The sequence below is a fragment of the Paraglaciecola sp. IT1134 genome (assembly GCF_058068185.1).
In genome coordinates this window covers 38,167-52,687 of the sequence record NZ_CM176486.1, presented here as the reverse complement: position 1 = coordinate 52,687, position 14,521 = coordinate 38,167, and the positions used below count along the sequence as shown (strand labels likewise).

Below are 14,521 nucleotides of genomic sequence, written 5' to 3'. Positions count from 1 at the left end.
GTTTGTACCAGCATTAAGGTAGTTAAATATATCGAGCCAAGGGTGAGTCAGCCCACTGCATAAAAGTTTAGTTTAGTGACCGAAGGTATCACCGAAGAAATCTCCTTTGTTCCAATGAGAACGCTCAGTCTGATTAGCCAGGGTTAAACCTATATAGTAGTTCACTTCGGCGAACTTGGTGGCGGCTTGCCAGTTGAAGACCTGACTAAAGTCATCTCCGGGTTTGTGGTAATTTGTGCCAATAAATTCAGCAAATTTTTTGCTGCCGTCAATATTCGGATCGGTGGATTGCAGCCCTGGTACTAAAAACACCGCAGGGATCCCCTGCTTTACGAAACTGTAGTGATCGGATCGGGTAAACAGGGCTTGATCTGGCCAGGGATCAGGGCTTAAAGACAAACCAATTTTTTGTGCCGCCAGGCTCACGGATGCTTTAAGATCACTGTGATCTGCCCCAAAAGCAATTACGTCATTAAATTCATAGGTCAATATGGGCATATCCAAATTGACATTAGCTACCATTGAGCCCGCTGGTACGGTGGGGTTTTGGGCAAAATAATCTGACCCCAACAGACCCTTTTCTTCCCCCGTGACTGCCACAAACAAAATAGAACGTTTGGGCCGTTGGGACATTTGACTGAACAGACGAGCGGTTTCGAGTAATATTGCAGTACCGGATGCATTATCCATGGCGCCATTATTTATTTTATCTTTTTTAACCGTTTTGGCAAAACCAATATGGTCAGAATGCGCCGAGTAGACTATGTATTCTTGTTTAAGTGTGGAGTCTGAACCTTCCAATATTGCCGCGACATTTGGACTTGTGATGAGTTGGTGTTTGCTGCGTTTAGCAAAACTGATGCTAACCGGCAAATCGAATCCTTTTGGCGACTTATCTTCTTCGAGCATTTGGTAAAGGCCAGCTAAGTTGACCTCGGCGTTGGCAAACAACTGGGTCGCGGCTTCTTGACTGAAATAAGCGCTATTTTGCAGTTGAGGAAAAACGCTGGCCGCCTGTCCTTGCTCATCCAGCCATCTGACCTTAGGCATATGCAGGAAATTTAACAGGTTTTGATAAGGTCGCACTTTTTCTGCTGTGGGCGTGCTAACGGTAATATAACCGATAGCGCCATGTTCTACTGCGTGGCGCTTTTTCTCTTCTGTTGAGCCAAAGTGCGCCCCCTCTTCACTGGGAAAAGATTTAGGTTTGCCTGACAAGACCACCACCACTTTCCCCTTTACATCCATATCGGCGTAATCGTTATGATCCAGCTCCGGGGCCACTATGCCATATCCCACAAACACTAACTGCCCGTTAAGGTTTGCGTGTTCACGCACCGAGCTGGCACTGGTGAGGTATTGTTTAGGGTAACTGAGGTTTATGTCTCCGGTGGCGCTTTGCAAAGTCAACTTGGGGGAGTCTTGTTCTAGAAAAGCTTGCCTGAAGTTAGCGCGTTGCAGGTAGCTTCCCTGATCACCAGCGGGGGTTAAGCCATACTTTTCAAACTCAGCGGCAATATATAGTGCAGCTATTTCGTGGCCACGTGCACCGGTATCACGCCCTTCGAGTAGATCATCAGATAAAAAACGTAAATGGGATTTAATTCTGGCGGCATCCGCATGGATACCCGATTCGGTGCTCTGACGTTGGCTTTGGCTTTGGCTTTGGCTTTGGCTTTGGCTTTGGCAGCCTGCCAAAAACATGCTGGCTGTTGTTAGTGCTAAGTACAGATATGACCGCATTTTTAACCCTTATTGTTATTAAAATTAGGAAGCTTACTATTAAACAAATTGTTTGTAGCTGTGCTGAGCTTGACAGCGCGTAACGCCGTACTAAGCTATTAAGAATAACTATTCTTTTTATAGATGGATGGCCTTCATGCCCCGCAAAGCGTCATATAATGTCGAACTGGTTATGTCTCAAGCTATCGAGGTATTTCTCAAGCATGGTTACCATGGTGCCATAATGGATGAAATTATTGCCAGAACTGATTTCAATCGTCGAGCGTTTTATCATGAATTTACCAGCAAACTCAATTTTTTATATCTGGTGCTTGGCCATTACCAACACTGCGAACTTAATAAAATAGCGGCGCATCTAGAAGACAACCAGGGATTACCCTCAATTTTGGAATTTTTTGCAGAATATACACTTATGGTGCAGGGTCGGGGATGTTTATTGATAAACTGCATCACCGAATTGGGCTATCAGGATCAAACCATTCGCGATATAGGTCGCCACTATCTGGATAAGCTGCAGATTGGCTTTATTGGCTGCTTGGAAAAAGCCCAGCGTTTGGGTCAACTTAACGTTCACGTAAGGATTGAGGCGACAGCTTTACAATTGACCAGTTACGTTCAGGGTTTTGCGGTTAATGCGGTGTTGGCGGGGGAGACTGACGAGCTCGATTTGGCCACAGCGGCATTATTGGCACCTTTGGTGGCTAGATAAATCCTAGTTAAAGATGATGACAGTGCTTGGCGAACGCACCACGACTGGTTAGACTGCTGCACTTTTGTTATTTTGTAAATGTAGTGAATAATTAATATGGTCAACAAAAAATCATTGTTCAGGATCCAGTTTGTATCTAACGGCGTGCGCTACGAGCTGTACGTTCGAGAGCTTTGTCAGGGCAGCATGTTTGGCTTTGTAGAGATAGGTGATTTTGTATGGGACAGCCACACCAGTCTGGTATTGGATCCCAGTCACGAAAAACTTAAAACCGAATTTGCCGATGTCACCACTACCTATATTCCCATGCACAATATATTGCGCATCGATGAAGTAAAAAAACAAGGCACCGCCAAGATCACCGAATTGCCTGATAAGGTCACCGCTTTTCCCAGCCCAATTTATACCCCTAAAAAATAATTCCCTCGAACAGTTTATGAATGTAATGATTCTTGCGATGTGTGGGATTAACGTTAATTAAGGAAAAACCATGTGGAAACGACCGCTATTGCTGTGCACATTATTGATGGCTGTGTGTTTCCATGCCCCTGCCACAGAAAGTAATAAACTAAGTGCTTTGCTTGAGCAAATTTGGCAGTATCAGCTGTCGGTTGATCCCATTAAAGCCACTCGCTATCACGACAATAGCTACAACGATAAATTAGAAGACCTTTCACCCCAAGCCCTTAAATCTAACTATTTGCGCAATCAGTATTTTTTAAACTCATTGCAAAAAATTGATGATAAACCCCTTACCCACCAGCAAAAAATCAGTAAATTGATGCAGCTGCGTGAACTGCAAAACGATATCGATCTGTATCGTTTCAACGCCCATTACATGCCGATAACCTCTGAGTCCGGGTTTTATAGCGAACTGGCCTTTTTACCCGAGTCGGCTCCGTTTAAAACCGCGCAAGACTACCAAGATTACCTCGCCCGCCTGGCGGCATTTCCCCGTTACTTTGATCAGCAAATAGCCTGGATGAAAAAGGGCATGGCAACCGGCCGGGTTCAACCACAAGCGGTATTGGTTGGCTTTGACGAGTCGATCAAACAGTTTGTGACACACAACCCTCAAGACAGCCAATTCTTTGCGCCCTTTAAAGGACTTGCGACCTCAGGTTTTACCGTCCAGCAGCAGGCCAGTTTGTTTGCCCAAGGTGAAGCGGCGATAAAACAAAGCGTACTGCCGGCATATCAAGCTTTTTACGATTTTTTAGTGGCCGAATATATACCAAGCGCCAAACAGGATATTGCCGCCAATACCTGGCAAAACGGCACTGAATTTTATCAAAACCGCAGTGACTACTACACCAGTACCACCTTAGCTGTAGCCGACATTCATAAAACCGGCGTTGCTGAGGTAAAACGTATTCGCCATGAAATGCAAAACGTACTCAATACCCTCAACTTTGGTGGGAATATTAACCAGTTTATTCAGCATTTACGCACCTCAGAGCAGTTTTATGCCAAAAGCGCCGACGAGCTATTAATGCGCGCCTCGTATATTGCCAAACGTATCGATGCCACCTTGCCCCAGTTGTTTTACAACTTACCGCGCATTCCTTACGGCGTGGCGCCGGTACCTGACAATATCGCCCCGAAATACACCACGGGCCGTTACATTTCACCCACTCGGGATGATCAGCCCGGTTACTACTGGGTCAATACCTACGCATTAGATAAACGCCCCTTGTATGCCTTGCCCGCACTGACCTTACACGAAGCCGTACCTGGACATCATTTACAGATTTCATTGGCCAGCGAAATGCAGGATTTACCACCGGTACGCCGTTACACCTACATATCAGCCTTCGGGGAGGGTTGGGGCCTGTACTCGGAGTACCTGGGCAAAGAGGTGGGCATTTACACCACACCCTATGAAGAATTCGGCCGCTTAAGTTATGAAATGTGGCGCGCCTGTCGATTGGTAGTAGATACCGGCATGCATATGCAAGGTTGGTCACGCCAACAAGCCATTGATTATATGTTAGAAAATACCGCCCTGTCTGAGCACAACGTCACTACAGAGGTAGACCGTTACATCTCCTGGCCAGCCCAGGCCTTGTCATACAAAATTGGCGAGATGACCATCAAACGCCTGCGCAAAAAAGCCGAACAGGCCCTAGGGGATAAATTTGATTTACGTGCCTTTCACGATGCCGTGCTCGAATATGGCTCGGTGCCGTTATCCATACTCGAACAAAACATTCAAATTTTTATCGACGAGAATCAATAGCTATTGAGCGCGAGCTATTACACGGGCTTCGCCCACTAAAATATTCGCTGCACATAACAGCATCTATATTGGGTTTTCATTCATGACACCGATCCCAAATTTTTAGGAACGGTGTCATAATATGGCGCAAGTGCCACAAGCAATAAAACAAAATAATACACTCAGTGGTTTAAATGACGAGCCGTGGTTAGAAATTCATTGTGGTCATTTACAAAATATTTTGGTGTTGCCGTTAGAATTTGATGACAAATATCGAGTGAGCGTCTCACCTTGATTTTGCTATATTTAATCTAGTTTTTTGATGAGCAGGATGACGATATGAGACCTTCTACACATCCTCTTTTTTGGCGTGATCCAGCGTTGCCTCATGTTGAACTTCGACAAGTATTGGATGGTCGCGAAGTCAGCTACGCGCCGCATTTCCATAAAGAATGGTCGATTGGTGCTATTTTGAATGGGCAGAGTGAGTTCATTTGTGCGGATCGATTACATACCGTCGAACGCGGCACCTTGGTGATTATGAACCCTGGTGTAGTTCATGCGTGTAACCCTCGACAAGATTCGACTTGGGCTTATTACATGATGCATCTGGATATAGACTGGCTTGTGTATTTGTTGCTGGACGCTGGCGTAAGGAAGAACCCTCAGTGGCAAAATACCCATTTAGATACTTTGGTTACGGCGACTTTTTATGACAAATTTGTTTCTGTGTGCGATCGTTTGATGTCGGCGGCATTTTCTTCAGTGGAAAAAGACAAGATTTTACAAGATTATCTGGTACGTCTGTTCACTCATTTGGATAACGCTGCGCAACAATCAAAGACGGCTTTGCCCGCAAATAACTTGTATCAAGTGGCGAATTACCTGGATCAGTATTGTTTGGAAGATACATCTATTGCTCTTATTAGTACTGAGCTCGGTTTTAGTACAGGGTATCTAATCCGAACTTTTAAGCGACATTTTAATATGACGCCCCATGCTTATCGATTGAATTGTCGGGTGCAACTTGGTCAACAAGCGCTAAAAGAAGGCCAAGCGATTGTAGAAGTGGCGCAAGCCATTGGCTTTAGTGACCAAGCCCATTTTCAGCGAGTATTTAAGCAGCGTGTGGCAGCAACACCAAACCAGTACCGCCGTTCAGTTCTTCAAATTTAGCCATTTTAAGTCTCAAACCAACATCATAAAACAGCTGGCCGCTAGTAATATTGCTAAGGTTTTGTTCATAAATCGCATCTTGGTAGGGTTCTGAAAATATTGGCCCACAATGATGCCTACCCCAACCCATACTCCTAGCGACAACCAACAAATGGGCAAATATAAACCTGCAAATATCAGCACTTCTTCCGCATTGGCTTGGGGGATGTAAGCCGAAATACCTGATACCGATGCCAGCCACGCTTTTGGATTGAGCCATTGCATAATTGCTCCTGTCATGAAAGTGGGTACGTGTTTGTCATTGTTGGAGTTTAACTCGCCGGTATCCATAAAAAGTTGGTAACTCAAGTAAAGCAGAAAGGCGATACCTAGCCATTGAATTATTTGAGTTATTTGAGTTATCCAAGGTAAAGCACCAATGAAATAGTGCAAACCAAAACCAATAAGTAGGAATAAAACGATAAAACCCAGGCTAGCGCCTGTTACAAATGTGATGCCTACTTTGAATCCATAACGAGCACTACCACTTAAAGAGACAAGGTTCACCGGCCCTGGGGAAAGCGATGCAGCAAGAGCAAACAGAGACATGGTGATAATTAGAGAAACAGTCATTTAAAGCACTCAGTTATGTTCAAAAGGGTGCCAACTATCCTCATCTAGTGAATAGGAGTATTGAACAAAATTGACCTTGCTTGTCGTTTTTACCTTCTTTTAGTGTTTATGATGGTTGCCCTGTTATTCATTCCTTTGCAGTTTGCAACAAGATTGAAAACTCAGCTTTAGTGACAGGCATAATCGACAAGCGATGCCCTCTTTTAACCAGCCCAACTTCGGTAATTTCAGGCATGATTTTGATTTTCTTTAAGCTTAATATACTTGGGAATTTTTCCACGAACTTAACATCCACCATGCACCAGCGTGGGTTTTCAGGGGTAGATTTAGGATCGTAATAATGGCTTTGGGGGTCGAACTGGGTGTGATCCGGGTAGGCTTCTTTCACCACTTTTGCCAAACCAGCAATGCCCACCTCTTTGCAACTAGAATGATAAATAAACACTTTGTCGCCAAACTTAACCTGATCGCGCAAAAAATTACGCGCCTGATAGTTGCGGATCCCATCCCAATGCTCTGTTTGTTCTATTCTTGTGGCTAAATCATCGATGCTAAACGCATCGGGCTCGGTCTTAAATAACCAATATTGCATTGTTAGGTTTTCTCATTATCGATTCCCAGTAAAGGATTGGTTTGTCGTATCTGTTTACACATAAATTGCGCACATTCTTTGATAATAGATTAAGTTAGCTAGTCATGACATTAGTATGTTCACTGATGTGCCAAAACTATAGGCTATATATATCCAATGAAAAAAACATGCATTGCTCTTACTCTGTCACTGGTTTTGTTACAAGCCTGTTCGAGTAGCTCATCAACGTTAGCGGCAAACAAATCATTACAAGTTGGCCAAAGTGTTGATAAAGCTCAATCACAGAGCGCCAAACTCATCATATTAAGTGAACAGTATCTTGAAGAAACCCTGCCGCGCTCGCCACTAAACGCGATGTTCTTTGGCGACAATCGCTTTAATAACTTGTGGCCTAATAATCTCACCGCTGAATTTATTGCTGGGGACGACGAGATTAATCAAAGATATCTTACTGCGCTCTCTGGGATCGAACGATCTAAATTAACCGGGCAAGATGTATATACCTACGATATTTTTAAGCAAAATTTAGAGTTTGCGCTAGAAGGTAGCCGCTTCCCTGCACACTATCTGCCGCTCAATCAGTTTGTGTTTAGCCCACAAAATTTGATTGTTCAATTAGGCGCTGGGTTAAGTGCTCAGCCATTTAATAATGTACAAGACTTTGACAACTTCGTAGAACGCTTAGATGGGTTTGCAGTGTGGATGGATCAAGCCCTTAGTAACATGCGAGAAGGGATAAAAGTTGGCGTAGTTCAACCTAAACCCGTTGTGGAGTCGATGATCCCGCAATTTAAAGCATTGCTTATTTCTGATCCAACACAAAGCACTATGTTCAATCCATTAAACAATACAGACAAACTAACCGAACAAGATAAAACACGTCTTACTGCTGCCTACACCAAGGTTATTGGAGTTAAGCTCATACCTGCATTCGCCAGAATGGCCGAATTCTTAGAACAAGAATATTTACCAGCAGCACGACTGTCAGATGGTATGGGTGCATTACCCGACGGCAAAGCATGGTATGAATACGCGATTAAAGGCAACACAACCTTACCGTTAAGCGCTGAAGAGATCCATCAAACAGGTCTAAGTGAAGTAAAACGTATCCATAGTGAAATGATCAAAGTAGCTGAACAAGTCGGTTTTGATGGTGACTTGCCAAGCTTTTTTAACTTTTTAGAAACAGACAAACAGTTTTATTTTGAATCTTCAGATGAGGTGCTGGCTGCCTACAATGACATTAAGCAAAAAATTACTCCTTTGTTGCCCAAATTATTCAGTGTGATCCCTGAATCAGATTACATTATAAGGCCTTACCCTGAATCTCAGGCAAAGTCGGCTCCCGGCGCATCCTATATCCCCGCGGCTCCAGATGGCTCTCGACCTGGTGTATTCTTTGCCAATACATACAACTTGAAGGGGCAACCTAAATTTGGTGTAGAAACACTGTCAATACACGAAGCCGTACCAGGCCATCATTTTCAAATCAGTATTCAAAATGAAGTCAAAGGATTACCCAAAATTCGTCAACAAAACTTCTATACCGTATATGCCGAAGGTTGGGCATTGTATGCTGAAAGTTTAGGTAAAGAACTTGGTATGTTTACTGATCCCTATCAATACTATGGCAAGCTTGATGCTGAACTTTTTCGCGCGATGCGTTTAGTAGTAGATACAGGCTTACATGCAAAGGGATGGACCCGAGAGCAGGCAATTCAATATATATTAGATAACTCGACTATGGTGAAAAGCTCAGCCACATCAGAAGTTGAACGTTACATGATAATGCCTGGACAAGCGCTAGCCTACAAAACAGGACAACTTAAGCTAAAACAGTTGCGTCAGTTTGCCGAAAAAGAATTAGGCGATAAGTTTAATATTAAGCAGTTTCATAATCTCATTTTACTGGACGGCCCGTTACCCATGCCATTACTTGAAAGAAAGGTTTTTGAGTGGGTTAAGTCTAGTTAACCTGCTGATTTAAAATATTTAAGTTATAAATTAATCAGCCCAAATACTCTGGGCTTTTTATATTATATTATTTCGGATTTGCCCTAACAACTGTATGCGTGTACAGTAGTTAAAATATGAATCCAATTATTAATCACCTTAAAAATAAGCGCCTGATTTGGCAAGCGAGCCAAACCAGTGGCCCTGCAAACACCTGCTATACCGGTTTCGAGGAACTGGATCAGCATTTACAGGGAGGTTTTCCTGAACAAGGGGTAGTGGATATCAATTCACCTATAGGGATAGGTGAATTACGTTTATTATTACCCAATTTTTTGCTGCGCCAACAGCAAGACGACAAATTATTGGTTTTTATTGCCCCGCCGGCACAGCTTAGTAGTCAAATGCTATTTGAATTTGGGTTTAAGCTTGAACAAATCCTGATCATACAAACAAGCACTGCTCAGCATGCCCTGTGGGCGGCAGAACAATGCCTGAAAAGTGGTTGTTGTGACGGTATTTTGCTGTGGCAACAGGCACTGGAAATATGTCAGGCGAAACGTTTACAGCTAGCAGCAGAAAAAGGCGCCGCCCTGGGGGTAATTTTTCGCAGCGCCGATCAAAGCCGTTTTTCGTTGCCCGTTCCCCTGGCTTTAACACTGGCGGCGGATACCCAAGGAATTAACGTTTGCATCAGCAAACGTAAAGGCGGTGCCAGAACCGAAGCATTTACAGTAAACATGCAGCACCGTTGGCCTACCCTGACTCTCACCTGCCCAACGGATAATGTCTTGCCCTTCCCCCACAGCCGCACCGGGTAACCACTATTTAATGCAGGCGTTATGGTTATATCTACATTTCCCACATTTGCATTTGGACTCGCTGAGCAGCTCCAAATTAGCCGTGTGCGGCTCCCCGGTGAGCTATCCCCAAGTGGTTTTACACCCGGTGGATAACCAGGTGGTGCAATTGAATCAACAAGCCCGGGATGCCGGCATACGTATGCACATGTGTTTGGGAAGTGCGGTAGCACTTAGCCGGGACTTGCAGGTCATTCCATTTAATCAGAAAGTTGAACAAGACCAACTTAAACAAATAGCGGAATGCCTTTATTTGGTTACTTCTGATATTTGTTTTTTTTCTCCTCAGGGATTGCTATTACGGGTGCACAATATGTTGCGTCTGTATGGAGATTTGGCGACTTATTGGAAGATTATCAAATACCAACTGATAGCCATGGACGCCACCTATCACTATGCCACAGGGCCCTCCCCCTTCGCTGCCAAGCTGCTAGCCGTTAGCGGCGTTGATGAGATTGATGATAATAAACTTAAAATGACCCAGCAGATTGCGCGTGCGCCGATAAAATATAGCGAGTTACCCCCTAAGGTGGTGGCAAAACTGGCAAATTGCGGGATCCAGCTTATAGGGCAGCTACTTAATATTCCTGGCAAAGAATTAGCCCAGCGCTTCGATGCACAGCTGCTAACTTATCTGCATAAACTAAGCGGTGAGTCTCAACACCCCGTTAATTTTTATCACCCCGTTGATAAATTCAATCGTTACCTGGAGCTACTGTACGATCTTGACAATGTCGAACGTTTGCTTCGACCAACTGAACACTTATTAACTGGGCTTGAACACTTTCTATTGATGCGAGATAGCTTGACGCAGCAGCTTAAGCTCACCCTTTACCACCGAGATCAGACTCAGGTTGAATTAGAAGTGGGTGCTGAGCAAGGAGAATATCTGGCCAAACGCTGGTTGATATTACTCAGCTTGAAACTTGAAAACCTAAACTTGGCCGCGCCGGTATATGCGATAAAGATAACCACCGGCACAACCTATGTTAGAACGCCAGACAAAGGCGATTTATTTTCCACTAAACAGGGCATGGTTTCTCGCTTGCAGCTCGTATCTTTACTGCAGGCGAAATTGGGTGAAAGAGCGGTTTTAAGCCCGCGGTTAGTAGAAGACTTTCGTCCCGAGGTTGCATCTGATTTTGGCCCTGCACTTTGCAAACAGCCATCTATTGCTACACCCAAAATCTTACGCCCCAGTTTTTTACTACCAAGGCCCCAAGTACTGCGAGAAAAAGTATCGATTGTATTAGGCCCGGAAAGAATAGACACAGGATGGTGGGATAATCGTTCCGTAGAGAGAGATTACTTCATTGCCAGAAACTCACAGGGTCAATGGTACTGGATTTTTAAAACCCCGGATGCCCAGTGGTATTTACATGGAGTGTTCAGTTGACACATACATCCCAGGGGTACGCTGAGCTTTTTTGCCAAAGCAACTTCACGTTTTTGCAAGGCGCCTCTCACCCCGAGGAGCTAATTAGTCAGGCAGATTTTTTAAGTTATCAAGCACTTGCTATCACTGACGAGTGTAGCGTTGCAGGCGTAGTGCGCGCCTACACTCACCTAAAGAGCTATAAGTTGGGGGTCAAGCTGATTATTGGCAGTCTGCTGGTGCTAGATCAAGATCTTAAGCTGGTATTGCTTTGCCCTGATCATAAAGCTTATGCCGAGTTATGTCGTATCATTACTAACGCCAGACGTCGAGCTGACAAGGGTAGCTATAAGCTGGATCTGTGGGATTTAAAAACCGCGAAACATTGTTTGGTTTTATGGTTACCCACGGGTGATAAAAATCAGGACGACATCTGGGCTACTAGGCTAGAAAAAATTTACGCTCAGCGATTATGGATAGGTTGCCAGCGCCACTTGACTCATCAAGATCAGTATGGTGTGCAATACTGTCAGTCCTTAAGTCATAAACATCAAATCCCAGTTACTGCCTGTGGTGGGGTATTGATGCATTCAAGTGAACGCCTCTCATTACACAATGCACTACATGCCATACATCAAGTTAAAGAAATTAAACATATAGCAGGAAATTTACTGCCTAATAGTGAGCGAGCATTACGTCCCCTAACTAAGTTACGCCATTTATTTCCCGCTCAGTGGTTACAAGAAACGCTCAAGATCGCAAACTTGTGTACCTTCAGTCTGAAGGAACTCAGTTATCAATATCCCGCAGAGCTGATCCCTAAAGATACCCAACCCAGTCTTTATTTACGCCAGTTAGTTAAAAAGGGCATGCAACTGCGCTTCCCCCAGGGACCGTCTTTCCCTATAAAACGGCTCATCATCAAAGAGCTAAAATTGATAAAACAGCTCAAATATGAATATTTTTTCCTGACCATTTACGACATTGTGCAATTTGCCAAACAACAGAATATTCTTTATCAGGGTCGTGGGTCGGCGGCCAATTCAGTGGTCTGTTACTGCCTCGAAATCACCGCTGTGGATCCCAGACAGATTGCAGTTTTGTTTGAACGTTTTATCTCTAAAGAACGCAATGAACCGCCAGATATAGACGTAGATTTCGAACATGAGCGCAGAGAAGAGGTGATCCAGTACATCTATGCAAAGTATGGTCGGGAGCGCACAGCCATTGCCGCCACTGTTATTACCTATCGTTTAAAAAGTGCCATTCGGGATATAGGTAAAGCCTTGGGTATCCACCAAGCTCAACTCGATTTTTTTATTAAAAACATATCCAGGCGCGACAATAAACTCGATTGGCAAGAACAAATCATCGAGCTGGGCCTGGACCCACAATCGTCTATAGGCCAAAATTTCATTTACCTGGTCAACGAAATTAGGGGGTTTCCTCGGCATCTGTCGCAACATGTAGGCGGCTTTGTTATCTCAGCTCACCCTTTGTACCAACTTGTGCCAATCGAAAATACTGCCATGGCCCAACGCAGTGTTATTCAATGGGACAAAGATGATTTGCAAAGCCTGGGCTTGCTCAAAGTGGATGTATTAGCGCTGGGCATGTTAACGGCTATTCGCAAAAGTTTTGCCCTCATCCACAAACATCATGCTCGTCAGTTGGCTATCGCCGATATCACCAGAATGTCTGCCGATCAGGACGTATACGCCATGATCCAACGCGCCGACACTGTGGGAATATTCCAAATAGAATCCCGCGCCCAGATGAGCATGTTACCCAGGCTCAAACCCAAAGAATTTTATGATTTAGTGATCCAGATAGCTATCGTCAGACCTGGACCAATCCAAGGGGATATGGTGCACCCATTTTTAAAACGCCGAGATGGCAAAGAAAGTGTGGAATACCCCTCAGAAGAGGTGAAATCTGTGCTGATGCGCACTATGGGGGTACCGATTTTCCAGGAACAAGTGATAAAGGTAGCTATGGTTGCCGCCGGCTTTTCCGGCGGCGAGGCAGACCAGCTACGCCGAGCCATGGCCAGCTGGAAAAAAACCGGTGAGCTAATCAAATTTAAAGATAAGTTAATTAACGGCATGTTGCAGCGTGGTTATCAACAAAGCTATGCGGAACAAATTTATAAACAAATCTGTGGTTTTGGCGAATACGGTTTCCCGGAATCCCATTCCGCGTCTTTTGCCGTATTAGCTTACGTCTCTTCCTGGCTTAAATATCACTATCCGGCCAGCTTTTACTGCGGCTTATTAAACAGCTGGCCAATGGGTTTCTATTCACCCGCTCAATTAATCCAGGATGCAAAACGGCATCATGTACCCGTATTTCCGATATGTATCAATCACTCGGAATATGATCATGTTTTACAGCGCCATGGGGGGGAATTATCGATTCGTCTGGGCCTGCGTCTAATCAAACACCTAAGTAAAAATAGCGTCCAGGCACTGCTCAAACACAGACCGAAAAGCGGTTTCACCCGTCTTGACGAGTTAAAAAATTGTGCTTTAAATAAAACACAGCTAGAAGCACTGGCTAGTGCCAACGCGTTTTCAAGCATATGCGACAATCGTTATGCTACGCGCTGGTTATTAATGAATAACGATTCTCAGTTACCCCTTTTTAGCCAATTGTCGTTATCCGCTAGTTATATACCACCCCAGCCTTCTGAATTAGACAACCTAATAGAAGACTACGCGACCACAGGTTTAACCTTGAATAAACACCCAGTGGGTTTGCTCAATCAAGCCGGATTGTTAAAAAAATATACCCCCGCTGACCAATTGTCAGGAGTGCAACATAAAGCTCTGGTGTCAGTAGTAGGCCTGGTAATAGCCAGACAAAGCCCTGGCACTGCTGCTGGCGTGACCTTTATTACTCTTGAAGATGACACTGGCAACAGCAATATTATTGTCTGGCAAGCCACTGCCAGAGCACAAAAACCAGCATATCTTACCGCAAACTTGTTAAAGGTTAGCGGCATCCTCGAGCGAGGTGATGGAGGAGTGACTCATATTATCGCTGGTAAACTACAAGATATAAGCCACTTGCTGGTAGAGCTCAAAAGCCAATCCCGAGACTTTCATTGATGCCTATTAAAAGTCCGTGGATTAATCCACCCTTTGCGTTGCTTTGAGGAGCACGGCTCCTGCCGCTTGAACGACTGGCATGAATGCCAGGCTGTAATACCAATCATCTTAAAGATGTGATCTAATCTACGCATCTCAAAACCACTTAATTAAATTCCTTGAATCAACATACT

At 44.3% G+C, this 14,521-nt stretch carries 12 protein-coding genes; 9 read left to right on the top strand and 3 right to left on the bottom strand.

The annotated features are described in order from the left end of the window. Nucleotides 1-72 precede the first annotated feature (72 nt). A complete protein-coding gene (locus AC3RV5_RS00230) occupies nucleotides 73-1,743 on the bottom strand; it encodes a M28 family metallopeptidase (protein ID WP_489729999.1) in 1,671 nt (556 codons plus the stop codon). Nucleotides 1,744-1,879: 136 nt separating this feature from the next. Here AC3RV5_RS00230 and AC3RV5_RS00225 point away from each other — a divergent pair, with 136 nt between their 5' ends. From AC3RV5_RS00225 to AC3RV5_RS00205, 5 genes are all read left to right on the top strand, one after another. After that, on the top strand, nucleotides 1,880-2,452 hold the full coding sequence (locus AC3RV5_RS00225) for a TetR/AcrR family transcriptional regulator (protein WP_489729998.1): 573 nt from the start codon (nucleotides 1,880-1,882) through the stop codon (nucleotides 2,450-2,452). Nucleotides 2,453-2,548: 96 nt separating this feature from the next. Then, nucleotides 2,549-2,872: a DUF1820 family protein gene (locus tag AC3RV5_RS00220; RefSeq protein WP_489729997.1), complete on the top strand. Its 324-nt coding sequence runs from the start codon at nucleotides 2,549-2,551 to the stop codon at nucleotides 2,870-2,872. Between the two features lie 70 nt (nucleotides 2,873-2,942). Further along, on the top strand, nucleotides 2,943-4,691 hold the full coding sequence (locus AC3RV5_RS00215; protein WP_489729996.1) for a DUF885 domain-containing protein: 1,749 nt from the start codon (nucleotides 2,943-2,945) through the stop codon (nucleotides 4,689-4,691). Between the two features lie 121 nt (nucleotides 4,692-4,812). Further along, nucleotides 4,813-4,965: a hypothetical protein gene (locus AC3RV5_RS00210; protein WP_489729995.1), complete on the top strand. Its 153-nt coding sequence runs from the start codon at nucleotides 4,813-4,815 to the stop codon at nucleotides 4,963-4,965. A 44-nt stretch (nucleotides 4,966-5,009) separates the two neighbouring features. Beyond that, nucleotides 5,010-5,846, top strand: a complete 837-nt coding sequence (locus tag AC3RV5_RS00205) for a helix-turn-helix domain-containing protein (protein ID WP_489729994.1) — start codon at nucleotides 5,010-5,012, stop codon at nucleotides 5,844-5,846. 12 nt (nucleotides 5,847-5,858) lie between these two features. Here AC3RV5_RS00205 and AC3RV5_RS00200 read toward each other — a convergent pair whose 3' ends face one another. Beyond that, nucleotides 5,859-6,458 (bottom strand): LysE family translocator, encoded by a 600-nt coding sequence (locus AC3RV5_RS00200; RefSeq protein WP_489729993.1) that lies wholly within the window; start codon nucleotides 6,456-6,458, stop codon nucleotides 5,859-5,861. 127 nt (nucleotides 6,459-6,585) lie between these two features. Next, entirely contained in the window at nucleotides 6,586-7,050 is a 465-nt protein-coding gene (locus AC3RV5_RS00195) for an EVE domain-containing protein (protein ID WP_489729992.1), read from the bottom strand. A 156-nt stretch (nucleotides 7,051-7,206) separates the two neighbouring features. On the opposite strand from AC3RV5_RS00195, the gene AC3RV5_RS00190 reads away from it, so the two are divergent. The 4 genes from AC3RV5_RS00190 to AC3RV5_RS00175 all read left to right on the top strand — a co-directional run bounded on the left by AC3RV5_RS00190 (nucleotide 7,207) and on the right by AC3RV5_RS00175 (nucleotide 14,348). Beyond that, on the top strand, nucleotides 7,207-9,024 hold the full coding sequence (locus AC3RV5_RS00190) for a DUF885 domain-containing protein (RefSeq protein ID WP_489729991.1): 1,818 nt from the start codon (nucleotides 7,207-7,209) through the stop codon (nucleotides 9,022-9,024). Between the two features lie 116 nt (nucleotides 9,025-9,140). Next, the gene (gene imuA / locus AC3RV5_RS00185; RefSeq protein ID WP_489729990.1) at nucleotides 9,141-9,824 is read left to right on the top strand and encodes a translesion DNA synthesis-associated protein ImuA; all 684 of its coding nucleotides are present in this window, start codon (nucleotides 9,141-9,143) and stop codon (nucleotides 9,822-9,824) included. A gap of 97 nt (nucleotides 9,825-9,921) precedes the next feature. After that, nucleotides 9,922-11,259 (top strand): Y-family DNA polymerase, encoded by a 1,338-nt coding sequence (locus AC3RV5_RS00180; protein ID WP_489729989.1) that lies wholly within the window; start codon nucleotides 9,922-9,924, stop codon nucleotides 11,257-11,259. After that, nucleotides 11,256-14,348, top strand: a complete 3,093-nt coding sequence (locus tag AC3RV5_RS00175; protein WP_489729988.1) for an error-prone DNA polymerase — start codon at nucleotides 11,256-11,258, stop codon at nucleotides 14,346-14,348. The genes AC3RV5_RS00180 and AC3RV5_RS00175 overlap by 4 nt, the downstream gene beginning before the upstream one ends. The last annotated feature ends 173 nt before the right edge of the window (nucleotides 14,349-14,521 follow it).

Bases quoted from the DNA above. Each gene is read 5' to 3' on its own strand.
- imuA (WP_489729990.1), top strand. From the start codon at position 9,141: ATGAATCCAATTATTAATCACCTTAAAAATAAGCGCCTGATTTGGCAA.
- AC3RV5_RS00205 (WP_489729994.1), top strand. From the start codon at position 5,010: ATGAGACCTTCTACACATCCTCTTTTTTGGCGTGATCCAGCGTTGCCT.
- AC3RV5_RS00230 (WP_489729999.1), bottom strand. From the start codon at position 1,743: ATGCGGTCATATCTGTACTTAGCACTAACAACAGCCAGCATGTTTTTG.
- AC3RV5_RS00220 (WP_489729997.1), top strand. From the start codon at position 2,549: ATGGTCAACAAAAAATCATTGTTCAGGATCCAGTTTGTATCTAACGGC.
- AC3RV5_RS00225 (WP_489729998.1), top strand. From the start codon at position 1,880: ATGCCCCGCAAAGCGTCATATAATGTCGAACTGGTTATGTCTCAAGCT.
- AC3RV5_RS00200 (WP_489729993.1), bottom strand. From the start codon at position 6,458: ATGACTGTTTCTCTAATTATCACCATGTCTCTGTTTGCTCTTGCTGCA.
- AC3RV5_RS00190 (WP_489729991.1), top strand. From the start codon at position 7,207: ATGAAAAAAACATGCATTGCTCTTACTCTGTCACTGGTTTTGTTACAA.
- AC3RV5_RS00210 (WP_489729995.1), top strand. From the start codon at position 4,813: ATGGCGCAAGTGCCACAAGCAATAAAACAAAATAATACACTCAGTGGT.
- AC3RV5_RS00195 (WP_489729992.1), bottom strand. From the start codon at position 7,050: ATGCAATATTGGTTATTTAAGACCGAGCCCGATGCGTTTAGCATCGAT.
- AC3RV5_RS00215 (WP_489729996.1), top strand. From the start codon at position 2,943: ATGTGGAAACGACCGCTATTGCTGTGCACATTATTGATGGCTGTGTGT.